Annotated in this window: 17 protein-coding genes, 1 pseudogene and 1 riboswitch; all 18 genes and pseudogenes read left to right on the top strand. The window is 69.4% G+C overall.

Annotated elements, in window-relative coordinates; all coding sequences use genetic code 11:
• The first annotated feature begins 101 nt into the window (after positions 1–101).
• The 18 genes and pseudogenes from cbiB (at position 102) to CV_RS07620 (ending at position 22,256) form a co-directional block, all read left to right on the top strand.
• Entirely contained in the window at positions 102–1,040 is a 939-nt protein-coding gene (gene cbiB, locus CV_RS07705; protein WP_011135127.1) for an adenosylcobinamide-phosphate synthase CbiB, read from the top strand.
• Positions 1,033–2,019, top strand: a complete 987-nt coding sequence (gene cobD, locus CV_RS07700) for a threonine-phosphate decarboxylase CobD (RefSeq protein ID WP_011135126.1) — start codon at positions 1,033–1,035, stop codon at positions 2,017–2,019. The genes cbiB and cobD overlap by 8 nt, the downstream gene beginning before the upstream one ends.
• Positions 2,020–2,061: 42 nt before the next feature.
• A riboswitch (cobalamin riboswitch) is annotated at positions 2,062–2,247 on the top strand.
• Positions 2,248–2,354: 107 nt separating this feature from the next.
• Positions 2,355–3,401, top strand: coding sequence for a HoxN/HupN/NixA family nickel/cobalt transporter (locus tag CV_RS07695; protein WP_043595795.1), 1,047 nt, complete (start codon positions 2,355–2,357; stop codon positions 3,399–3,401).
• Positions 3,398–3,727 carry a (2Fe-2S) ferredoxin domain-containing protein gene (locus CV_RS07690; RefSeq protein ID WP_011135124.1) on the top strand — a complete coding sequence of 110 codons (330 nt, stop codon included), beginning with the start codon at positions 3,398–3,400 and terminating at the stop codon, positions 3,725–3,727. The genes CV_RS07695 and CV_RS07690 overlap by 4 nt, the downstream gene beginning before the upstream one ends.
• Positions 3,724–7,824, top strand: a complete 4,101-nt coding sequence (locus tag CV_RS07685; RefSeq protein ID WP_011135123.1) for a cobaltochelatase subunit CobN — start codon at positions 3,724–3,726, stop codon at positions 7,822–7,824. Before CV_RS07690 ends, CV_RS07685 begins: the two co-directional genes overlap by 4 nt.
• On the top strand, positions 7,821–9,728 hold the full coding sequence (locus CV_RS07680) for a putative cobaltochelatase (RefSeq protein ID WP_011135122.1): 1,908 nt from the start codon (positions 7,821–7,823) through the stop codon (positions 9,726–9,728). Before CV_RS07685 ends, CV_RS07680 begins: the two co-directional genes overlap by 4 nt.
• A 1-nt stretch (position 9,729) precedes the next feature.
• Positions 9,730–10,566, top strand: a complete 837-nt coding sequence (gene cobA, locus CV_RS07675; RefSeq protein ID WP_011135121.1) for a uroporphyrinogen-III C-methyltransferase — start codon at positions 9,730–9,732, stop codon at positions 10,564–10,566.
• Between the two features lie 81 nt (positions 10,567–10,647).
• A complete protein-coding gene (locus CV_RS07670) occupies positions 10,648–11,349 on the top strand; it encodes a cobalt-precorrin-7 (C(5))-methyltransferase (RefSeq protein WP_011135120.1) in 702 nt (233 codons plus the stop codon).
• Positions 11,346–12,911: a precorrin-8X methylmutase gene (locus CV_RS07665; protein WP_011135119.1), complete on the top strand. Its 1,566-nt coding sequence runs from the start codon at positions 11,346–11,348 to the stop codon at positions 12,909–12,911. Before CV_RS07670 ends, CV_RS07665 begins: the two co-directional genes overlap by 4 nt.
• The gene (cbiD, locus tag CV_RS07660) at positions 12,908–14,041 is read left to right on the top strand and encodes a cobalt-precorrin-5B (C(1))-methyltransferase CbiD (RefSeq protein ID WP_011135118.1); all 1,134 of its coding nucleotides are present in this window, start codon (positions 12,908–12,910) and stop codon (positions 14,039–14,041) included. The genes CV_RS07665 and cbiD overlap by 4 nt, the downstream gene beginning before the upstream one ends.
• A complete protein-coding gene (gene cobI, locus CV_RS07655; RefSeq protein ID WP_011135117.1) occupies positions 14,038–14,766 on the top strand; it encodes a precorrin-2 C(20)-methyltransferase in 729 nt (242 codons plus the stop codon). Before cbiD ends, cobI begins: the two co-directional genes overlap by 4 nt.
• A complete protein-coding gene (cobM, locus tag CV_RS07650) occupies positions 14,763–15,566 on the top strand; it encodes a precorrin-4 C(11)-methyltransferase (RefSeq protein ID WP_011135116.1) in 804 nt (267 codons plus the stop codon). Before cobI ends, cobM begins: the two co-directional genes overlap by 4 nt.
• Positions 15,563–16,315 carry a cobalamin biosynthesis protein gene (locus CV_RS07645; protein ID WP_011135115.1) on the top strand — a complete coding sequence of 251 codons (753 nt, stop codon included), beginning with the start codon at positions 15,563–15,565 and terminating at the stop codon, positions 16,313–16,315. Before cobM ends, CV_RS07645 begins: the two co-directional genes overlap by 4 nt.
• Positions 16,316–16,829: 514 nt before the next feature.
• Entirely contained in the window at positions 16,830–18,374 is a 1,545-nt protein-coding gene (gene cobJ, locus CV_RS07640; protein WP_011135114.1) for a precorrin-3B C(17)-methyltransferase, read from the top strand.
• Positions 18,371–19,477, top strand: a complete 1,107-nt coding sequence (locus tag CV_RS07635; RefSeq protein WP_011135113.1) for a CobW family GTP-binding protein — start codon at positions 18,371–18,373, stop codon at positions 19,475–19,477. The genes cobJ and CV_RS07635 overlap by 4 nt, the downstream gene beginning before the upstream one ends.
• A 3-nt stretch (positions 19,478–19,480) precedes the next feature.
• Positions 19,481–20,014: pseudogene (locus tag CV_RS07630) on the top strand (ABC transporter ATP-binding protein); the annotation flags it as partial.
• Positions 20,015–20,268: 254 nt separating this feature from the next.
• Positions 20,269–21,237 (top strand): ABC transporter substrate-binding protein, encoded by a 969-nt coding sequence (locus tag CV_RS07625; RefSeq protein ID WP_217870818.1) that lies wholly within the window; start codon positions 20,269–20,271, stop codon positions 21,235–21,237.
• Positions 21,234–22,256, top strand: a complete 1,023-nt coding sequence (locus CV_RS07620; protein WP_217870821.1) for a FecCD family ABC transporter permease — start codon at positions 21,234–21,236, stop codon at positions 22,254–22,256. Before CV_RS07625 ends, CV_RS07620 begins: the two co-directional genes overlap by 4 nt.
• Positions 22,257–22,265 lie beyond the last annotated feature (9 nt).

Genomic DNA, 22,265 nt, shown 5'->3' with positions numbered 1-22,265 from the left:
GCTTAGAATGGCGGCTTGATTCATTCCGGCCGCCCAAAGCGCGACAGACTTGCGCATTGGATAATTCCCGGCGGCGGCCGGCCATTATATAGGGCTGTTCGTTGAATTCCGCACTGTTTCTGCCGATCGCGCTGCTGCTGGACCGCTTGCTGGGCGAACCGCCGCGCTGGCACCCGCTGGTCGGCTTCGGCCGGCTGGTCAAGGCCGTGGAGCGCGCGGCCTACCCGGCCGCGCCCGGCGCGGAGCCTGTCTGGCGCATGCGGCTGCGCGGCGCGGCGGCCATCGCGCTGTTATTGGCGCCCTTCACGCTGGCCGCCTGGGCGCTGGCGAGGCTGCCGCTGCTGGAGATTATCGTTCCGGTCGCCCTGCTCTACCTGGCGGTCGGCGCTCGCAGCCTGGCCCAGCACGCCGAGGTGGTGCGCAAGGCCTTGGCCGAAGGCGACCTTCAACTTGCCCGCGAGCGGGTGGGCTGGATCGTCAGCCGCGACACCCGCGAACTGGACGAAGCCGGCGTCGCCCGCGCGACGATTGAGTCGGTGCTGGAAAACGGCAGCGACGCCGTCTTCGCCGCGCTGTTCTGGTTCCTGGTCCTGGGCGCGCCCGGCGCGGTGCTGTACCGGCTGGCCAACACGCTGGACGCGATGTGGGGCTACAAGAACGAGCGCTACCTGCATTTCGGCTGGGCCGCCGCCCGCTTCGACGACATGCTGAATTATCTCCCGGCGCGTCTGACCGCCCTCACCTATCTGCTGCTGGGCCATGCCGCCAAGGGCTGGCGCTGCTGGCGAACCCAGGCCCCGACCTGGTACAGCCCCAACGCCGGCCCGGTGATGGCCGCCGGCGCCGGCGCGCTGGGCGTCAGCCTGGGCGGCGGCGCGCGCTATCACGGCCAGTGGAAGGAACGTCCGCCGCTTGGCTGCGGCCCCACGCCCACGCATGAAGACATCGGCCGCGCGGTGCGGCTGGTCAACCGCGGCATGTGGCTGTGGGCGGCGTTGTCGCTGGCGGCCGCCATCTTGATCGGAGCGATCCATGCTTGAACACGGAGGCGGCCTGCTGCGCGCGGCCGCGGAATACGGCATACCCGTCGGCGACTGGCTGGACCTGTCCACCGGCGTCAATCCCAACGGCTGGCCGGTGCCGCCGCTGCCGGCGGACAGCTGGCTGCGGCTGCCGCAAAACCATGACGGGCTGGAAGCGGCGGCGGCGGAGTATTACGGCAGCGACAAACTGCTGGCCGTGGCCGGCTCGCAGCCGGCGATCCAGTTGCTGCCGCGGCTGCGCGCGCCCTGCCGCGTCGGCATGCTGGCGCTGTGCTACGCCGAGCACCCGCACCACTGGCAGAAGCGCGGGCACCAGCTGTTCAGGCTGTCGCCGGAAGAACTGGCCGCCGGCATAGACCAGCTGGACGTGGTGTTGCTGTGCAACCCCAACAACCCCACCGGCGACCGCTTCGACCCGGCGTTGCTGGAAAACTGGCGGCAGAGGCTGGCCGCGCGCGGCGGCTGGCTGGTGGTGGATGAGGCGTTTCTGGACGCCGCGCCGCAAGACAGCATGCTGCCGCACGCCGGCAAGCCGGGATTGATCGTGTTGCGCTCGGTCGGCAAGTTCTTCGGCCTGGCCGGCGCGCGCGCCGGCTTCGTGTTCGGTTGGCCGGAACTGCTGCGGGCGCTGGCCGAGGAGCTGGGGCCGTGGACGGTGGCCGGCCCGGCGCGCGAGGCGGTGAAGCTGGCGCTGCGCGATGCCCCATGGCAACAGGCGATGAAAACCAAGCTGCAGCGCGATAGCTCCAGGCTGCAACGCTGCCTGGAGCGGCACGGCCTGCCGCCCGCCGGCGGCTGCGAGCTGTTTCAGTGGGTGCCGGACGAAAACAGCCTGGCCGCGCACCGCTACCTGGCCGGCCGCGGCATCCTGACCCGCCATTTCGAAGCCATCCCCAGCCTGCGCTTCGGCCTGCCCAGGACCGACGCCGACTGGGTTCGGCTGGAGCAGGCGCTGACCGATTGGCGTCGCTTGTAATCGGAACCATTTCGGTTCACAGCCCCAAGCTTGTCGCGTATCATTCTTGCCATTCTTGACGGTGCCCCAAAAGGGTGAAACGGGAACGCGGTGGAATGCCGCGGCTGCCCCCGCAACTGTAAGCGCAGAGTCCACGCCTGACGCCACTGGCCCTTAGCAAGGTCGGGAAGGCGGCGCCCGGACGGCGACGCGCGAGCCAGGAGACCGGCCGTCAAACGTGTCGACGCAAGCAGAAGCCGGGCGGGGTGTACCGGGGGATACGCACATGCGCCGTCCATGGATACGCGGCGGTCTGTGCCCTCGCTTGCGCGACGAGTATCGTCTCCGAGGGCACCATGCATCCATCCACCGCGCCGTCCGTCGGCCGCCGACTGGCGCGCCACGCTCCCATACTCGCCGGGCTGATCCTGGCCAACCTGCTGGCCTGGGCCTGGGCGTTCGCCGCCTTCGCCGACTATCCGGCCCAGCTCGCCACCGCCTTGCTCGCCTACCTGTTCGGCCTGCGCCACGCGGTGGACGCCGACCACATCGCCGCCATAGACAACACCGTGCGCAAGATGATGCAGGAGAAGCGCCAGCCGTCCGCGGTGGGCCTGTTCTTCTCGCTCGGCCACTCGGCGGTGGTGGTGTTCGCCGTCGCCGTCATCGTCATGGCCGCCTCCGCGCTGCAGAGCCGCATCGACGGCTTCCGCGAAATCGGCGGCACCATCAGCGTCAGCGTATCGGCCTTTTTCCTGCTGGCGCTGGCCATGATCAACCTGTCCTCGCTGCGCGCGGTATGGTCCGCCTTTCGCCGCGCCCGCGCCGGCGAGCCCATCTGCGACGAACAGCTGGACCTGCTGCTGAACAACCAGGGCCTGCTGGCGCGCCTGCTGCGGCCGCTGTTCAAGATGGTGACCAAGAGCTGGCACATGCTGCCGATCGGCTTTTTGTTCGGCCTGGGCTTCGACACCGCCACCGAGATCGGCCTGTTCGCCATCGCCACCACGCAAAGCGCGCACGGCGTGGCGCTGTGGCACATCATGGTGTTCCCGGTGCTGTTCGCCGCCGGCATGGCGCTGGTGGACACGCTGGACAGCCTGCTGATGGTTGAGGTGTACGGCTGGGCCTTCGTCAAGCCGGTGCGCAAGCTGTGGTACAACCTGACCATCACCTTCGTCTCCGTCGTCGTCGCGGTGGGCATAGGCGGGCTGGAAGCGCTGGGCTTGCTGGTGAACAAGATGCGGCTGTCCGGCGGCGCATGGGATCTGGTGGCGGAACTGAACGAAAACCTGGCCCACTTCGGCTACTTCGTGGTCGGCGTGTTCCTGCTCACTTGGCTCGCCTCCGCCGCCATCTACAAATGGAAGCGTTTCGATCAATTGGCCCCGGAGATTCAATGAGAACGCACGACAAACACGTGCTGATGTGCACCGGCCCGCGCTGCACGCCGGGCGGCGAGGGCTCGGAAGCGATGTTCCTGCACCTGGGACGCGCCATAGACGCCTGCGACGGCCTGCGCGCCAAGCGCACCCGCAGCCACTGCTTCGCCGTGTGCAAGGAGGGCCCGGTGATGGTGGTGTACCCGGACGGCGTCTGGTACCGCAAGGTGAACGAAACCGATATCGAGCGCATCGTCTGCCAGCATCTGAAGGGCGGCGTTCCGGTTGAAGAGCTGGTGTTCCATAAAACCGGCATCGGCGACATTGAAACGGAACCGCAGCCATGAATGCCGAAATCGCACTATTGAGCCATGCCGGCACCGACCTCGCCGCGCTGTCGCGCGCGCGCTGGCCGGAAGACTTCCCCGCCGTCGCCGGCATTTCGCTGCAAGGCATAGCCGACGAGGCCGCGATGCAGGCGCTGCTGGACGGCCAGCTGGCCCACGCCCGCGCCATCGTGCTGCGCGTGCTGGGCCGCGCCGACGCCATCCCAGGCCTGGAGCGGCTGCTGGCCCATGCCCGCCGCTTGCAGGCCGCGGTCATCGTGGTCAGCGGCACCGGCGAGCCGGACCCGGAGCTGCAGGCCTTGTGCAGCGCGCCGGTATCGCTGCAGCAGGACGTCCACGCCTATCTGCAGGCCGGCGGCAGCGCCAACCTGGGCGAGCTGATGCGCTGCCTGGCCGACAGGCTGCTGCTGACCGGTTTCGGCTACCAGCCGCCGCGGCCGTTGCCGGAGCACGGGATCTACCACCCGGCGCTGGCCGCGCCCTGCTCGCTGGACGACTGGCTTGCAATCCGCAACCCGGACTGGCCTAGCGTCGGCCTGTGTTTCTACCGCGCCCACTGGCTGTCCGGCAACACCCGCTTCATCGACCTGCTGGTGGACTGCCTGGCCGAGCGCGGCGTCAATGCGCTGCCGGTGTTCACCTCGTCCTTGCGGACCATAGACCAGGGAGGTTTGCCGGCGGCGCTGGCGCTGCTGGCCGACCCGCGCGCCCAGGTGTCCCTGCTGATCAACACCACCTCGTTCGCGATGGGCGACATCAACAATGACGGCCCTACCCAGCCCGGCTGGGCGGTGGAGGCGTCGGACCGGCTGGACCTGCCGGTGCTGCAGGCGATCACCAGCAGCATGACCCGCGAGCAATGGGAAGCGTCCGACCGCGGCTTCAATCCGCTGGACACCGCGATGAACGTGGCGCTGCCGGAGTTCGACGGCCGCATCATCGGCGTGCCGCTGAGCTTCAAGCAACCGGCAGAGGCCGGCCAGGCCGAGCAATACGCGCCGCTGCCGGACCGCGCCCGCCGCCTGGCCGGCATCGCCGCCAGGCTGGCGCGGCTGCGTCATGTGCCCAATACCGACAAGCGCATCGCCTTCATCTTCACCAACTCCAACAGCAAGGCTTCTCAAATCGGCAACGCGGTGGGCCTGGATTCCCCCGCGTCTCTATACGCTATGCTGCGCGGCATGCAGACGCGCGGCTACCAAATGGCCGAGCTGCCGCCGGACAGCGACGCGCTGATGCACGAGCTGATAGACCGCGGCGCTTACGATCAGGACTACCTGAGCGCCGAACAGATGAAAAACGCCGCCGCCCGCGTGCCGGCCCAGCGCTACCAAGCCTGGTTCGACGAGTTGCCGGACAGCTTGCGCGACAAGATGCTGCAACGCTGGGGCCAGCCGCCGGGCGGCGCCTATGTCGACGGCGACGATCTGGTGTTCTCCGGCCTGGATTACGGCAACGTTTTCGTCGCGCTGCAGCCGCCACGCGGCTACGGCATGGACCCGGACGCCATCTATCACACGCCGGACCTGCCGCCCACCCACCACTACTACGCGCTGTACCGCTGGCTGCGCGACGACTGGCAGGCCGACGCCATCGTCCACGTCGGCAAACACGGCACGCTGGAGTGGCTGCCGGGCAAGGGCGTGGGCCTGTCGCAGCACTGCTTCCCGGACGCGCTGCTGGGCGACATGCCGCTGTTTTACCCCTTCATCGTCAACGATCCGGGCGAAGGCTCGCAGGCCAAGCGCCGCGGCCACGCGGTGATCATCGACCACCTGACGCCGGCGATGACCACCGCCGACAGCTACGGCCCGCTGGCGCAGCTGACCCAGCTGGTGGACGAGTACTACCAGGTGGAGCTGTTGGACCCGAACAAGCTGCCGCTGCTGCAGCAGCAGATCTGGGACCTGATCAAGGAAGCCAAGCTCGACACCGACCTGGCGGCGATGCTGAAGCACGACCACGATCACGGGCATGAGCACGATCACGACCATGGCCACGATCATCCGCATGGCGGCCATCAGCGCGCGCCCGCCGCCGTCCACGGCAAGTACCGGCCGCAGGCAGCCAAGCCGGCGGCCGCGATGAAGCCGGCGACGGCCGCTGCGGCGAAATACCGCCCGGCCAAGGCCGCGCACGGCCACGACCATGGTCGCCATCATCACCATCATGGCGACCACGGCCATCACCATGACCACCATCACGATCATCACGGCCACGACCACCACGACCATGACCACGACTGGGACGACACGCTGAACGAAGACGGCGTGCCGCTGAGCCTGGCCAAGATGGACGGCGTCGACGTCGCCCACCTGATCGAAGACATAGACGGCTATCTGTGCGAGCTGGGCGCGGCGCAGATCCGCGACGGCCTGCACGTGCTGGGCAACGCGCCGCAGGGCGAGGCGCTGGTCGACATGCTGCTGGGGCTGACCCGGCTGCCCAATCTGGCCATACCCGGCCTGCCGGCCAGCGTCGCGGCGGCCTGCGGCGGCGATTGGGTCCTATGGCAGCAAGACCAGGGCAAGCGCCTTTCCGAGACGCCAGCCGTCTTGCAGGCATTGGCCGGCCAGCCGCTGGTCACCCGCGCCGACGCGCACGACGCGGTAATGAAACTATCGCGCGCGCTGATCGCCGAGCTGGCCGCGCGCGGCTACCACGCCGCAGCCATCCCGGCCGCTGTCGAAAACATCCTGCTCGGCGTCGAGCCGAACGCCGATCTGGAACGGGTGCTGAACTTCATCTGCGCCGAGCTGTGCCTCAAGCTCGCCCGCACCGCCGAGGAGATAGACAACCTGCTGCGCGGCCTGGAAGGCGGCTACGTGCCGGCCGGCCCCAGCGGCGCGCCGACGCGCGGCATGGCCCACATCCTGCCCACCGGCCGCAATTTCTATTCGGTGGACCCGCGCAGCCTGCCGTCCCACGCCGCCTGGCGCATAGGCGACGGCCTGGCGCGCGAGATGCTGGCGCGCCATCTGAAGGAAACCGGCCAGTATCCGGAATCGGTGGCCATCAGCGTGTGGGGCACCAGCGCGATGCGCACCCATGGCGACGACATCGCCGAAATCCTGTCTCTGCTCGGCGTCAAGCCGCGCTGGCAGCAGGAAAGCCGCCGCGTGCAGGGCTTGGAAGTGATCCCGCTATCCGAGCTGGGCCGACCGCGCATCGACGTCACCGTGCGCATCAGCGGTTTCTTCCGCGACGCCTTCCCGCACCTGATTTCGCTGGTGGACGAGGCGGTGCACACCGTGGCGCGGCTGGACGAGCCGGTGGAGCAGAACTTCCTGCGCAAGCACTACCTGGCCGACCTGAAGAACGAGCTGCTGGGCGCGCTGCCCGACGCCGACGCGCAATCGCTGTACCGCGTGTTCGGGGCCAAGCCAGGCAGCTACGGCGCCGGCATCCTGCCGCTGATCAACGAGCAGAACTGGCGGAACGACGCCGACTTCGCCACCGCCTACGTCAACTGGGGCGGCTACGCCTACGGCCGCGAGGCCAACGGCGCCGACGCCCGCGACGCCTTGCGCCACCGGCTGGCCGGCGTGGAAGTGGCGCTGCACAACCAGGACAACCGCGAGCACGACATCTTCGACAGCGACGACTACCTGCAGTACCACGGCGGGATGATCGCGACGATACGCAGCCTCAGCGGCCGCCAGCCGCGCGCCTTCTTCGGCGACAGCCATAATCCGGAAGCGCCGGCAGTGCGCGGGCTGAAGGAGGAAGTGCTGCGCGTGTTCCGCTCGCGGGTGGCCAACCCCAAGTGGATCGCCGGTATCCAGAAGCACGGCTACAAGGGCGCGCTGGAGCTGACCGCCACCGTCGATTATCTGTTTGGCTATGACGCCACCGCCCAGGTGGTGGACGACTGGGTGTACGAGCAGCTGGCGCAAAGCTACGCGCTGGACCCGGCGATGCAGCAGTTCTTCGCCGACAGCAACCCGTGGGCGCTGAACGCCATCACCGACCGCCTGCTGGAAGCCGCGCAGCGCCAGCTGTGGGCGGAGCCGGACCCAGCCACGCTGGCCGCCCTGCAACAGCTGCATCTGGATAGCGAAGCGCTGCTGGAAGCGCGCGGAGAGAACAAAGCATGAGTCCGATCTACCCCTTCGCCGCCATCGTCGGCCAAGAGCAATTGAAACAGGCGCTGCTGATCTGCGCGGTGGACCCCACCGTCGGCGGCGTGCTGGTGCGCGGCGACAAGGGCAGCGCCAAGAGCACCGCCGCGCGCGGCCTGGCCGCCGTGCTGCCGCCTATCCGCCGCGCCGCCGGCTGCGGCTACAACTGCGAGCCGGACCACCCGCTGCCGCTATGCCCGGTATGCTCCGGCGGCGCGCGCGAGCTGCATGACGGCCCGGTGCCCTTCATCAACCTGCCACTGGGCGCCACCGAAGACCGGGTGCTGGGCAGCCTGGACTTCGAAAAGGCGCTGCAAGGCGGCAAGCAGGCGTTCAAGCCCGGCCTGTTGGCCGGAGCCCACCGCGGCATGCTGTATATCGACGAAGTGAACCTGCTGGCCGACCACCTGGTGGACGTGCTGCTGGACGCCGCCGCGATGGGCGTCAACACCGTCGAGCGCGAGGGGCTGGCGGTCAGCCACCCGGCGCGGGTGACGCTGCTCGGCACCATGAACCAGGAAGAAGGCGATCTGCGGCCGCAGTTGCTGGACCGCTTCGGCCTGATGGTGGACGTGGCCGCGCCGCGCGAGCCTGGCTTGCGCGCCGAAGTGGTGCGGCGCCGCCTGGCCTTCGAGGCCGACCCGGCCGGCTTCGCCGCCCAGTGGCAAACCGACAGCGAGGCGCTGCGCGAAAACATCGCCGCCGCGCGCGCGCTGCTGCCGCACACCCGGCTCAGCGACCAATTATTTCACTTCGTCAGCGAGCTGTGCTGTGAATTCGAAGTCAGCAGCCTGCGCGCCGACATCGTGCTGAACAAGGCCGCACGCGCGCTGGCCGCGCTGGACGGCCGCATTGACGCCTCTGCCGAAGACATCCGCGACGCCGCCCGGCTGGTGCTGCCGCACCGCCGCCGCCGCAAGCCTTTCGAGCAGAGCGGGCTGGACCAGGACAAGCTGGAGCGGATGACGCGGCAGGCGTCCACGCCGCCTCCGCTGCCGCAGGACCAGGGCGAGGCCACGCAGCCGCCGCCGGACGCCGACGGCGAGCAGGAGCCGAAGCCTACCGGCCATGGTTCGGAGCAGATCTTCGCCGCCGCGCCGGCCGGCGACATCGCCCGCATCCGCGTCCAGGCGCCGTCGACTGGCGACGCGGCCGGCCGCCGCAGCGACGGCGCCAGCCGCCAGCGCGGACATTACGTGCGCGCCGAGGCCAATCCGCAGCCGGCCCAGCTGGCGGTGGACGCCACGCTGCGCCACGCGATCTTGCGCGATCCGGACCACTTCGCCGTCACCCGCGCCGACCTGCACGACAAGGTCCGCGTCGCCAAGCAGGGCAACCTGATCCTGCTGGTGGTGGACGCGTCGGGATCGATGGCCGCGCGCCAGCGGATGGAGCAGGTCAAGGGCACGGTGCTGAGCCTCTTGGAAGACGCCTACCGCCGCCGCGACCAGGTGGCGCTGATCGCCTTCCGCGGCCAAAAGGCCGAGCTGTTGCTGCCGCCGTGCAACCGCGTCGAACAAGCCGAAGCCGCGCTGCGCGAGCTGCCCACCGGCGGCCGCACGCCGCTGGCGCACGCGCTGGCGCTGGCCGCCGACACGCTGTCCCGCCAGCTCGGCGGCCCGGCGCCGCTCTTGGTCATCCTCAGCGACGGCCGCGCCAATGTGGCGCTGGACGGCGACGGCGACCCGTGGCGGCAGGCGCTGGACCTGGCCGGCCAGCTGGCCGGCGCGCCGGCGCTGGTGCTGGACACCGAACAGGACTTCGTCCGCCTGGGCCGCGCCCGCGAGCTGGCCGAGGCCCTGGGCGCGGAATACCTGGCTTGCGACGCCCTCACCGGCGAGCAGCTGACATTGACGATTCAACAAAGACTGGGCCGCTGAAATGACGGGCAAGGTTTACCTGATAGGCGCCGGCCCCGGCGACCTGGACATGCTGACGCTGAAGGCCGCGCGCTGCCTGCAGCTGGCCGACGTGGCGCTGGTGGACGATCTGGTCCATCCGGACATTCGCGCCATGCTGCGGCCGGACGCCGAAATCGTGCCGGTCGGCAAGCGCGGCGGCTGCCCGTCGGCGTCGCAAGCCGCCATCGAACAGCGGATGGTCGACGAAGCCCACGCCGGCAAAACGGTGGCGCGCCTCAAGGGCGGCGATCCCTTCGTCTTCGGCCGCGGCGGCGAGGAAATGCTGACGCTGCAAGCGGCCGGCGTCGAGGTGGAGATCGTCAACGGCCTTAGCGCCGGCCTGGCGGTGCCGGCCACGCTGGGCATTCCGTTGACCCACCGCAGCTTCGTCCACGGCGTGACCTTCGTCTCCGGCCATCCGCATCAGGACGGCGACGAGCCCAACTGGCAGGCGCTGGCGCAAAGCGGCATGACGCTGGTGATCTATATGGGCGTCAAACGGCTGCCGCTGATCCGCGCCGAGCTGCTGCGCCACGGCCTGAAAGCCGACACCCCGGCGGCGGCGATAGAAAACGGCACGCTGCCGCAGCAGCGCCAGGTGCTGAGCACCCTGGACGCTTTGGAACAAGACATGGGCGCGGCCGGCATCCACAGCCCGGCGCTGATCGTCATCGGACCGACGGTGGCGCTGGCGTCCTGTAGCCCCTCAGCACTCGAGCGCAGCGAGGCTCCCTTGCAGGGCAAGGGCGGCATGCGTGCGAGCCTTGAGGCTCGCTCAGCGGAAGGATGGGAGCGGATCAAGATGGCTGCCGACTGAACTCGCACAATGAAGAGGCCCGGCTTTGCCGGGTCCTGTAGAACAGAATCGAATGACTACATTGCAGCCAAAGGAATACGCATGATCATCTGCATAGGCGCCGGCCCCGGCGACATCGGCTACCTGCCGCAGCGCTCGGCCCAACTGATACGCGAGGCCGACGTGGTGGCCGGCTTCAACGCGGTGGTGGACGTGGTCCGCCCGCTGATCCCGGACAGCGCCGAAGTGATACAGATGGGCTACCGCGACCAGGTGGCCCAGCTGGACATCGTCGCCGAGCGCCACCATGCCGGCAAGAAGTGCGTGGTGGTGTTCATGGGCGACATCCACTTCAGCGGCTTCCAGTACCTGGAGCGGGTGGAGCGCGCCTGCGGCCACCCGGTGGAGACGATACCGGGCATCTCCTCGGCGCAGATACTGGCCTCGCGCGGCAAGGTGTGCTTCGACGAGACCAGCTTCATCACCTTCCACCGCCGCGGCGACCTGACCCCGTTCAAGCGCCACCTGGTGCACGTGCTGCAGGACGGCCGCAACGCCATCGTGATCCCCTGCCCGTGGGACGAGGCGCGCTCCTTCATGCCCTGGCATATCGCCGCCTACCTGCTGGAAAACGGCATCCCGGCCGGCCAGCCGGTGGAAGTGTGGGAAAACCTGACCCGCAACGAGGCGGAATGGCGCGGCACGCTGGCCGAGTGCGCCGAGCAGCGCTTCTCCGACATGAGCATCATGCTGATCCGCACGCTCGCGCCGATGGACAGCCAGATCGAGCCGACCCACAAATGAGCCAGCCAGACTACGCCATCGTGCTGGCCGGCCACGGCAGCCGCGACCCGGACGGGGTCAACGAGTTCATGCAGCTGGTGGACGCGCTGAAGGCGCGCGCCGGCGAGCGCCCCGTCGCCCACGGTTTTCTGGAGTTCGCCCGCCCGACCATAGACGAGGCGGTGCAGCAGGTGATCGCCGCCGGCGCCAAGACCGTGGTGATGGTGCCCGGCGTGCTGTTGGCCGCCACCCACGCCAAGAACGACATGCCCAGCGAGCTGTTGGCGCTGCAGCAGGCGCATCCCGGCGTGACGTTCCACTTCGGCGCGGCGCTGGACCTGCATCCGCGGCTGCTGGCGCTGTGCCGCCAGCGCATCGTCGAGGCCGAGGCCGCGTCGCCGCAGACCATCTCGCGCAACGACGCCTGTCTGGTGGTGGTGGGCCGCGGCACCTCGGACCCGGACGCCAATTCCGAAATCTCCAAGCTCGCGCGCATGCTGGAGGAAGGCCTGGGCTTCGCCGCGTCCTTCGTCTGCTACTCCGGCACCGCCAAGCCGCTGGTGGCGGACGGCCTGCGCGCCGCCGCCATGCTGGGCTACCGCCGCATCGTGGTGCTGCCCTACTTCCTGTTCGACGGCGTGCTGGTCAAGCGCATCTACGGCGCGGCGGCGGACCTGGCGGCGCGCCATCCGGAAATCGAGGTGCTCAGCGCCGGCTACCTGGGCCCGGATGCCCAAGTGGCCGAGGTGTTCCTGGAGAGGGCGCGGGAAGGCGTGGAAGGCCGCGCCGCGATGAACTGCGCGCTGTGCAAGTACCGGGTGCAGATCGTCGGCTTCGAGCAGCAGGTGGGCGAGCCGCAGCGCGGCCACCACGGCAAGGTGCGCGGCCTGCTGGAGCGCGAGCCTGCCGCCAATCAGCCGCCGGCCTGGAAACGCTACACCCCGCATCCTATCGAGGCGGAAAGCATGCGCATCATAGACGAAGGCCGCGACTGGTCAGCCTTCCCGGCCGAGCAGCGCACCGCGCTGATGCGGCTGGTGCACACCACCGGCGACTTCAACAGCGTCGACGACCTGTTCTTCTCGCCCGGCGCCTGCGAAACCGGCATGCGGGCGCTGCTGCGCTGCCGCCGCGTGGTCACCGACGTCACCATGGTGGAAACCGGGCTGAAACGCGAAGTGCTGCGCCAGCTGGAAGTGGAAACCTGGTGCGGCGTGCACGACGAGGAAACCCGGCTGCTGGCCGAGGCCAGCGGCCTCACCCGCTCCGCCGCCGGCATCCGCCGCGCCTGGCAGAAATTCGGCAACGACTGCGTGGTGGCGATAGGCGACGCGCCGACGGCGATCCGCGAGGTGGTGCGCTTGGTGCGCGAGCACGGCTGGCGGCCGCAGCTGGTGGTGGGCCTGCCGGTGGGCTTCGTCGGCACCCGCGAATGCAAGGAAGAGCTGCGCGCGCTGCTGCAAGTGCCGCGCATCACCAACCGCGGCACCCGCGGCGGCTCGCCGTGGGCGGCCACCGTGGTCAACGCGCTGATGATAGACGCGATCGAACACGTCCATCAGCAGCAACAACGGGAAGAATGAACCCGGTGCGCCAGCCTTACGACCTCGCCGCCCCCGCCCCCAACGGCATGCGCCGCGGCCGCACCACCGGCAGCTGCGCCACCGCCGCCGTCAAGGCGGCGCTGATGCTGTTGCTGGACGGCGTGGACGCCGACGAGGTCTTCATCAGCCTGCCGGACCCGGATTTCTATCTGGCGGTGCCGGTAGAAAGCGTGGCCTGGCTGGACGAAAACACCGTCCGCGCCGAGGTGCTGAAGTACGCCGGCGACGACCCGGACAACACCGACGGCGCGACGATCTTCGCCGAGGTAAAGCTCAACAGCAGCGGCGCGCTGCGCTTCCTGGCCGCGCCCGGCGTCGGCATGGTCACCCAGCCCGGCCTGCGCATCCCGCCCGGCGAGCCGGCGATCAACCCGGTGCCGCGGCAGATGATGCGGATGGCGGTGGACGAAGTACTGGCCGGCCGGCCCGACCCCGGCATCGACCTGGCGATAGGCTGCGTCGACGGCGACAAGATCGCCAAACGCACCTTCAACCCGATGCTGGGCATCGTCGGCGGCATCTCGATCCTCGGCACCAGCGGCATCGTCGAGCCGATGTCGCAGGCGGCGTGGATCGCGTCGATCGAAGTCTATGTGCGGGTGGCACTGGGCGAGCTGCCGCCGGCCATCGCCTTCACCCCCGGCAAGATAGGCCGCGGCTACGCGGCCGACACGCTGGGGCTAGAGAAAAAACAGGTCGTCCAGATCGCCAACTTCGTCGGCGACTCGCTGGACTTCGCCGAGTCGGTGCTGATCGAACAGGGCCGCATCCTCGACACGCTGTGGGTGCTGGGCCACCCCGGCAAGATCGCCAAGCTGCTGGACGGCGTCTGGGACACCCACTCCGGCAAGAGCGGCATGGCGATGGACGCCGTCGCCGGCGTCGCCGCCGACCTGGGCTATCCGTCTGAATTGGTGGCGCAAATCAAACAAGCGAATACCGTGGAGAACGTAGTGCAAATTATGAACAGCCAGCCGGACACGCGCGGCTACTGGATGGAGATAGAACGCCGCACCGCCGCGCGGATGGCCACCAAGGTGCCCAGCGTGCGGCAGGTGGCGGTGCGGCTGTTCAGCATGGACGGCACCCCGCTGGGAGAGGCCGCATGAAGCTGGGACGATTGATAGGCATAGGCGTCGGCCCCGGCCCGGCCGGCTTGATTCCGGTGGCGGCGCTGGCCGCGCTACACGAGGCCGACATCGTCTACCTGCCGCGCGCTACCTCCAGCGACACGTCGGTCGCCCGACTATGCCTGGCCGGGCTGGAGCTGGACGAAAGCCGCTTCCGCGAGATCGAGTTTGAAATGAATCCGGACCGCGGCGCGCTGTCGCGCCATTACGGCGCGCTGGCCGAGCGGCTGGCCGCCGAATTGAAAACCGGCCGCAACGTCGCCTACCTGACCATAGGCGACTCGATGACTTATTCGACTTACGGCTACCTGCTGGCGGCGCTGCGCGAAATGCTGCCAGAACTAGAGACGCAGACCTTCCCCGGCGTCACCAGCTTCGCCGCCACCGCGTCGGCGCTGTCCTGGCCGCTGGGCGAAGGCAAGGAACGCATGCTGATCCTACCCTGCCCCGACGATATGGCCGAGCTGAGGGCGGATATCGAAAGCCACGACATCGTGGTGCTGATGAAGATAGGCAAGCGGCTGCCCGAGGTGCTGGCGCTGCTGAACCAGATGGGCATCGCCCAGCTGTGCGCCTTCGCCCGCCGCATCGGCCTGCCCGGCGAAGTGCTGTGCGCCGACGTCTCGCAATTGGACGCCGACGCCAGCGGCTACCTCGCCACCATGCTGATCCGCAAGACAGCCAGAGAAAGACGCCACTCATGAAAGTGTATTTCATCGGCGCCGGCCCCGGCGCCGCCGACCTGATCACGCTGCGCGGCAGCCGCCTGCTAGGCGCCGCCCCGATGGTGCTGTACGCCGGCTCGCTGGTGCCGACCGAGATGCTCAGCCACTGCCGCCCGGACGCGGAAATCCACGACACCGCCGAGCTGAACCTGGACCAGCAGGAAGCGCTGTACCGCCGCGCCCAGGCCGAGGGCAAAGACGTGGCGCGGCTGCACTCCGGCGACCCGGCGATCTACGGCGCCACCAATGAGCAGATGCGCCGGCTGGAAGCGCTGGGCATAGACTACGAAGTGGTCCCCGGCGTGTCCTCGTTCACCGCCGCCGCCGCCGCGTTGGGCAGCGAACTGACCCGGCCCGAAGTGTCGCAGTCCATCATCCTGACCCGCACCAGCGGCCGCGCCAGCGCGGTGCCGGAGACGGAATCCATCGCCAGCTTCGCCACCCACCGCGCGACGATGTGCATCTTCCTGTCCGGCCAGCGGCTGAAGCAGACCGTCGCCGACCTGTCGCTGCACTACCCGCCGGATACCCCGGTGGCGCTGGTGCGCCGCGCCAGCTGGCCGGACCAATCGGTCCACCGCAGCACGCTGGGCAGGATGCTGGACGAGGTGAAGCAGAAGGACTGGCTGCTGACCACGCTGCTCTTGGTCGGCGAGGCGCTGTCGCGCGAAGGCGGCGTCGAATCCAGCCTGTACGCGGCCGGCTTCACCCACATCTTCCGCGACGGCGACGAGCGCAAGACCAAGCGGGCCAGCCTGCAGAAAGAAAGCCAGGCATGAGCCGCGCCGTGTGGCTGGTGCGCGCCGAGGCGCTGCCCTTGGGCCGGAAGCTGGCGGCGGCGCTGGACGCCCAGCTGTACCAGCCGTGGCTGCAGCCCGACGCCAGCGGCCGCGAGCAATTCCGCGCCGCCTTCCACCTTCACAGCCATTGGATATTGATCATGGCCAGCGGCATCGCCGTCCGCTACCTGGACGGCCTGCCGCAAAGCAAGTACAGCGACCCGGCGGTGGTGGTGATGGACGAAGCCGCCCGCTTCGCCATCCCGCTGTTGTCCGGCCACGAAGGCGGCGCCAATGCGCTGGCCTACGAAGCGGCACGGCTGACCGGCGCGGTGCCGGCCATCACCACCGCCACCGAGGCGGTCAAGCCGCTGACCTTAGGCATAGGCTGCCGCCGCGGCAAAAGCGCCGAAGCCATCGAACAAGCGGTGCGGCAAGCGCTGGCCGGCCGGCCGCTGTCCGATGTGCGCGAAGCGGCGACGATAGACCTGAAAGCCGACGAAGCCGGCCTGCTGGAATTCTGCCGCCGCCACGCGCTGCCGCTCAGGGTGATCGCCCGCGAAGACGTCGCCGCCCGCGGCTGGACCGGCGCGCCGTCGGACTGGGTGCGGCAGAACGTCGGCGTCGACGGCGTGTGCGAGCCGTGCGCGTTGATCGCCAGCCCCAGAGGACGGCTGATCGTGCCCAAGACCGCGGTGGATGGGGTGACGGTGGCGGTGGTGGAGGACAGGGTGGAATGGCTCGCATGAACATGACGATGGCCACCGATGCCACGATGGAGCCCATACAAGAAGGTAAAACATTGACGACGCGCCCCCACTCCCCTTTGTCGCGCGCCGGCAACAATCAGGCTGGCAAGGTTTTAAGCCGTCGCCTGTCTGAGTCCCGCGACGCTAGCGCGGGACGAGTTCGACGGCGCCTTGCCAGCCTGATTTTTGCCGGGAATTCGCGCGACGTAGGGGCGGCCTGGGGGTTGCAAGGGGGGCTGGCCGCGCAGCCCCCCTTGCCCCCGGCGGTGGAACCGCCCCTAAACATCTCCTGCGCAGCAGGCACAAAAGAGCATCCTTCCGATGTTCTTGCCACAACTTACCCCTCTATTCCGTCCTCTGGACGGGCAAGGGGGCTGCGCGGCCAGTTCCCTACCGCTGAGCGAATCAAAGATTCGCACGCAGACAACCCCAGGCAGCCCCTGTTGCCCGAGAAACCATCTGCAAACCAATACCCGACATTGCATAGCCATCATCCATGAATACGAATGAACCCATGACCGGCAAACTCTACCTCGTCTCGGTCGGCCCCGGCCGCGCCGAACTGATCCCCGACCTCGCCCGCCAGGCGCTGGCGGCGAGCGACGTGATCGTCTCCTACGACCTCTACCTGACCTGGGTGCAGCCGTGGATCGTCGGCAAAGACATCCGCACCCTGCCGCTGACCCAGGAGCGCGAGCGCGCGCAGCTGGCGCTGGAGGAGGCCCGCGCCGGCAAGACCGTTGCCCTGCTGTCCAGCGGCGACATCGGCGTCTACGCGATGGCCACGCTGGCCTACGAAGACATGCGCGAGGACGATGTGTTCGACGTGCAGCTGATCCCCGGCATCACCTCGGCCAATTCCTGCGCGTCGCTGCTCGGCGCGCCGCTGTCGCACGATTTCGCCACGCTGAGCCTGTCCGACCTGCTGTGCCCGTGGGAGTGGATAGAAACCCGCGCCCGCCACATCGCCCAGGCCGACCTGGCGGTGGTGTTCTACAACGTGCAGAGCCGCCAACGCCAGGAAGGCGTGTACCGCATCCTGGACATCATGCTGGAGCACAAGAAGCCGGAAACGCTGTGCGGCATCGTCCGCAACGCCTACCGCGAAGACCAGGCGGTGGAGATCGTCACGCTGGCCGAGCTGCGGACCCGCCGCTTCGACATGCTGACCAGCATCGTCATCGGCAACCGCTTCACCCGCCGCAAGCGCGAGTGGATGTTCACCCCGCGCGGCTACTTCAACTGGTCCAACACCAGCGACACGGTGAAGGCCGACGCGCTGCCCGCCGGCGCGGCCTGGGTGTTTTCCGGCACCAGCGACGGCAACGCGCTGTCGCGCGCCATCGCCGAAACCGGCCGTCCGGTGGTGGTGAGCAGCGCCAGCGACTACGGCAACGAGCAGGCGCGGCAGGCCGTGCCCGGCGTCGCCACCGTCAGCGGCCGGCTGGGCGTGGAGCGCCGCCGCGAGCTGCTGTCCGGCAGCCGGGCCAGCGCCATCGTCGACGCCACCCACCCTTACGCCAGCGAGATGTCGCAACAGCTGATGGCGCTGGCCGAGGAACTGGCCCTGCCCTATCTGCGCTACGAACGGCCAGCCAGCGGCAGCGAACATCCGGTCATCCATTGCGCCGACGCGGACGCGGCCGCCAGGCTGGCGATGGCTCGCGGCCAGCGCATCTTCCTCGCCACCGGCAGCAAGGAGCTGCACCGCTTCCTCGCCGCCGACGCCGAGCAGAAACAGCAATGGTTCGTCCGCCTGGCGCCGGACCCGCAGCATTTGCAGCGGGCGCTGGACTTAGGTCTTCCGCGCGCGCGCATCTGCGCGATGCAGGGTCCGTTCTCGCAGGCCGCCAACGAGGCGCTGTGGCGCGACTGGGGCATAGACTGCGTGATCAGCAAGGACGGCGGCGAGGCCGGCGGCTTCGACGCCAAGGCCGCGGCCGCGGCGGCGCTGGGCATTCCCTTCATCGTCATCGACCGCCCGCAACTGGATTATCCGCAGGCCTTCGGCGACTTCGCCTCGCTGCTGGCGGCCTTGCCCAAGGGAGAACAAGCATGAGCGCGCCGCGCCTTCCCGTCACCGTGTTGACCGGTTTCCTCGGCGCCGGCAAGACCACGCTGCTGTCCAAGCTGCTGGAGAACAACAAGCAGCGGCGGCTGGCGATACTGGTAAACGAGTTCGGCGAGGTGTCGATAGACGGCGGCCTGCTGCGCGACGGCGAGAACCAGGGCGTCGAGATCCACGACCTGGCCAACGGCCTGGTCGCCTACGACGACGACGCCGACTTCCTGCCCACCATGCTGGCGCTGTGGCAGCGCCGCCAGCAGATCGACCACGTGCTGATCGAAACCTCCGGCCTCGCGCTGCCCAGCGCGGTGATGGCCCAGCTGCAAAGCGAGGCGCTGGCGCCCTATTTCGTGCTGGACGCGACGCTGGCGGTGGTCGACACCCCGCTGCTGCTGGCCGGGCACTTCGCGCCGGCCGGAGACGGCGGCAAGACCGACGCGGTGGCGGCGCTGTTCGACCAGCAACTGGGCCACGCCGACATCGTGGTGCTGAACAAGATAGACGCGCTGTCCGCCGACCAGCTGCTGGCGGCGGAGGAAGCCGTGCGCAAGCAAGCGCCGTCGATCCGCTTCATCGAGCTGGCCTATGAGGCCAAGCTGGACACCCGGCTGACGCTGGGCCTGCATCTGCACGAGGCCTCGCCGGCCGCGCACCGCCATTACGGCCCGGTGGCCAGCATGCCAGGGCTGGCGATGCGGCCGCTGGCCAACCAAACGCTGTTGGACGGCCACAGCCACGGCGGCCAGGCGGCGCACAGCCACGGCCTGGCCACCCACAAGCATTTCCACGAGCAGGACCCGGGCTGGCAATCGTTCATGATCCGCAGCAAGGAGCCGCAGTGCGCCGACAAGCTGGCCGCCGCGCTGCAGGCCATCGCCCGCGAGGAGCCGCTGCTGCGCATCAAGGGCTTCGCCGCCTGCGCCGACAGTCCTGGCCGGCTGCTGGCCCAGGGCGTGCGCAGCCGTATCGAGCTGAGCCGCGACGACACGCTGGCCGCGCCGCGCCAGGCGCAGCTGGTCTTCATCGGCTACCACCCCAGCCGCCCGCGCGTGGTGGCCTTGCTGCGCGACATCACCGGCGCGCACTGGAGTTAGCCGGTGAGCGCATTGGAACTCTGCGGCCTGGACTGGTCGCCCGACGCCGCGACCGCGCCTGAGGCCAGGCTGCTGCGCGACATCGCGCTGACTGTCCGGCCCGGCGAGTTCGTCGGCGTCATCGGCCCCAACGGCAGCGGCAAGACCAGCACGCTGCGCTGCGCCTTCCGCTTCAACAAGCCGCTGGCCGGCGAGGCCAGGCTGGACGGCGCCGACATCTGGGGCCAATCCGCCGCCTCCTTCGCCCGCCGCGTGGCCGTCGTGCTGCAGGAATTCCCGGAGGACTTCGGCCTGACCGTGCGCGAGGTGGCCGATATGGGCCGCATCCCGCACCAATCGCTGCTGCGCGGCGGCAGCGCCGCCGACCACGCCATCGTCGATGACGCGCTGGCCCAGGTCGGCCTGGCGGCGCAGCAGCATCAGCCCTTCGCCACCCTGTCAGGCGGCGAAAAGCAGCGCGCGCTGCTGGCGCGGGCGCTGGCGCAGCGGCCGGAGCTGCTGATTCTGGACGAGCCGACCAACCATCTGGACCTGCGCCACCAATTGTCGCTGCTGCGCCTGGTGCGCCGGCTGGGCATCGCCGCCGTCGCCACCCTGCACGACCTCAACCTGGCCGCCGCCTTCTGCCACCGCCTGTACGCGCTGAAGACCGGCCGCGTCGTCGCCAGCGGCGCGCCGGAAACGGTGCTGACGCCGGCGCTGCTGGCCGAGGTGTTCGGCGTGCGCGCGCTGGTGGACCGCCACCCGCAAGCCGGCCACCCCCGCATCACCCTGCTGGAAGAAGAAAACGCATGAAAATGAATCCGCCTTTGCTCATCGCCTGCGGCCTGGCCGCGCTGCTGGCCGCCCAGGCCCACGCCACCCGCTACCCGCTCACCGTCGACAGCTGCAACCGCAAGGTCACCTTCCTGCGCGCGCCGCAGCGCGCGGTCAGCCACGACATCAACCTGACCGAGATGATGGTGGCGCTGGGCCTGCAAGGCCGCATGGCGGGCTACACCGGCATCAGCGCCTGGAACAAGCTGAACGCGCCGCTGAAGCAGGCGCTGGGCCCGCTGCCGGAACTGGCCGGCGATTACCCGTCTTCGGAAGCGCTGCTGGCCAGCCGCGCCGATTTCTTCTTCGCCGGCTGGAACTACGGCCTGCGCGTCGGCGGCCCGGTGACGCCGGCCTCGCTGGCGCCTCTGGGCATCCAGGTCTACGAACTCAGCGAATCCTGCGCCCACGTGATGAAGCGCCCGGCCGCCAGCCTGGACGACGTCTACCGCGACATCGGCAACCTCGGCCGCATCTTCGACGTCGAGCCGCGCGCGCAAAAAGTGGTGGCCGACATGCGCGCCAAGGTCGACGGCGTCGCCGCCCGCGTGGCGAAACGCAAGGCCACGCCGTCGGTCTTCGTCTACGACAGCGGCGAGGACCGCCCCTTCAGCGCCGGCCGGCTGGCGATGCCAGACGCGCTGATCCGCGCCGCCGGCGGCCGCAACATCCTCGCCGACGTCAACGCCAGCTGGACCCGCGTCGACTGGGAAACCGTGGTGGCGCGCAATCCGCAGGCCATCGTGATCATCGACTACGGCAAGGTCACCGCGCAGCAGAAGATCGCCTTCCTGCAGAAACACCCGGCGCTGAACAAGATGGCCGCGGTGCGCGACAAGCGCTTCATCGTGCTGCCGTATGACAGCGCGACGCCCGGCATCGCCAATGCCGACGCGATCGGCGCGCTGGCGCGCGGCCTGCACCCGGAGGCCTTCTCCAAGTGATCCGCGCCGCCGCCAACCGCCTGACGGCCTGGCCGCTGCAGGGCCTCTTGCTGGCCCTGCTGGCGCTGTCGCTGCCGCTGGCCTCCGGCCTGGGCGCCGCGCCGGTGGCCTTCTCCGTCAGCTCCAACGTGCTGCTGCACCAGCTGGGCCTGCCGGTGGAGCCGGCTTGGCAGCCGGGCCAGGACCTGATCATCTGGCAGCTGCGGCTGCCGCGCGTGCTGCTGGGCGGCACGGTCGGCGCCGGCCTGGCGCTGGTCGGCGCGGCGCTGCAGGCCACCACCCGCAACCAGCTGGCCGACCCGCACCTGCTGGGCGTCAGCTCCGGCGCCACGCTGGGCGCGGTGACGGTGCTGCTGTTCAGCGGCAATGTGCTGGGCGGCGCCACGCTGCCGCTGGCCGCCTTCACCGGCGCCTTGCTGGCCACGTTGCTGGTCACCGGCATCGCCGTGCGCCAGCGCCGGCTGCAGGCCGAACGGCTGCTGCTGGCCGGCGTGGCCGTGTCTTTCCTGCTGATGGCGCTGGCCAATCTGATGCTCTACCTGGGCGACCACCGCTCGGCCTCGGCGGTGCTGTTCTGGATGCTGGGCGGCCTGGGCCAGGCGCGCTGGGAGCTGCTGCCGGCGCCGCTGGCCGCGCTGTGCCTGGGCCTCGTCGCGCTGCTGGCGGTGGCGCGCCCGCTGAACGCGCTGATGGCCGGCGAGCAGACCGCGGTCACGCTGGGCATACGCGTGACCCGGCTGCGGCTGGCGGTGTTCGCCGCCTCCTCGCTGCTGACCGGCACCATGGTGGCGGTCAGCGGCGCGATCGGCTTCGTCGGCCTGATGATTCCGCACATCGCCCGCCGCTGCGTCGGCGCCGACCACCGCCGCCTGCTGCCGGCCTGCGCGCTGTTGGGTGCGCTGTTCCTGATCTGGGTGGACGCCGCCGCGCGCACGCTGATCGCGCCGGAAGACATCCCGGTCGGCGTCGGCACCGCCGCCGTCGGCGGCGCCTTCTTCATCTGGCTGCTGCGCCGCTGACGGCGCGCG

The organism is Chromobacterium violaceum ATCC 12472 (assembly GCF_000007705.1).
Lineage (GTDB): Bacteria > Pseudomonadota > Gammaproteobacteria > Burkholderiales > Chromobacteriaceae > Chromobacterium > Chromobacterium violaceum.
Note: the sequence above shows the minus strand (reverse complement) of the source record. Positions and strands in the feature narration are given on the sequence as shown.

Coding starts and splice junctions, on each gene's coding strand:
- cobD (WP_011135126.1), top strand. CDS start 1,033: ATGCTTGAACACGGAGGCGGCCTGCTGCGCGCGGCCGCGGAATACGGC.
- CV_RS07695 (WP_043595795.1), top strand. CDS start 2,355: ATGCATCCATCCACCGCGCCGTCCGTCGGCCGCCGACTGGCGCGCCAC.
- CV_RS07690 (WP_011135124.1), top strand. CDS start 3,398: ATGAGAACGCACGACAAACACGTGCTGATGTGCACCGGCCCGCGCTGC.
- CV_RS07685 (WP_011135123.1), top strand. CDS start 3,724: ATGAATGCCGAAATCGCACTATTGAGCCATGCCGGCACCGACCTCGCC.
- CV_RS07680 (WP_011135122.1), top strand. CDS start 7,821: ATGAGTCCGATCTACCCCTTCGCCGCCATCGTCGGCCAAGAGCAATTG.
- cobA (WP_011135121.1), top strand. CDS start 9,730: ATGACGGGCAAGGTTTACCTGATAGGCGCCGGCCCCGGCGACCTGGAC.
- CV_RS07670 (WP_011135120.1), top strand. CDS start 10,648: ATGATCATCTGCATAGGCGCCGGCCCCGGCGACATCGGCTACCTGCCG.
- CV_RS07665 (WP_011135119.1), top strand. CDS start 11,346: ATGAGCCAGCCAGACTACGCCATCGTGCTGGCCGGCCACGGCAGCCGC.
- cbiD (WP_011135118.1), top strand. CDS start 12,908: ATGAACCCGGTGCGCCAGCCTTACGACCTCGCCGCCCCCGCCCCCAAC.
- cobI (WP_011135117.1), top strand. CDS start 14,038: ATGAAGCTGGGACGATTGATAGGCATAGGCGTCGGCCCCGGCCCGGCC.
- cobM (WP_011135116.1), top strand. CDS start 14,763: ATGAAAGTGTATTTCATCGGCGCCGGCCCCGGCGCCGCCGACCTGATC.
- CV_RS07645 (WP_011135115.1), top strand. CDS start 15,563: ATGAGCCGCGCCGTGTGGCTGGTGCGCGCCGAGGCGCTGCCCTTGGGC.
- cobJ (WP_011135114.1), top strand. CDS start 16,830: ATGACCGGCAAACTCTACCTCGTCTCGGTCGGCCCCGGCCGCGCCGAA.
- CV_RS07635 (WP_011135113.1), top strand. CDS start 18,371: ATGAGCGCGCCGCGCCTTCCCGTCACCGTGTTGACCGGTTTCCTCGGC.
- CV_RS07625 (WP_217870818.1), top strand. CDS start 20,269: ATGAAAATGAATCCGCCTTTGCTCATCGCCTGCGGCCTGGCCGCGCTG.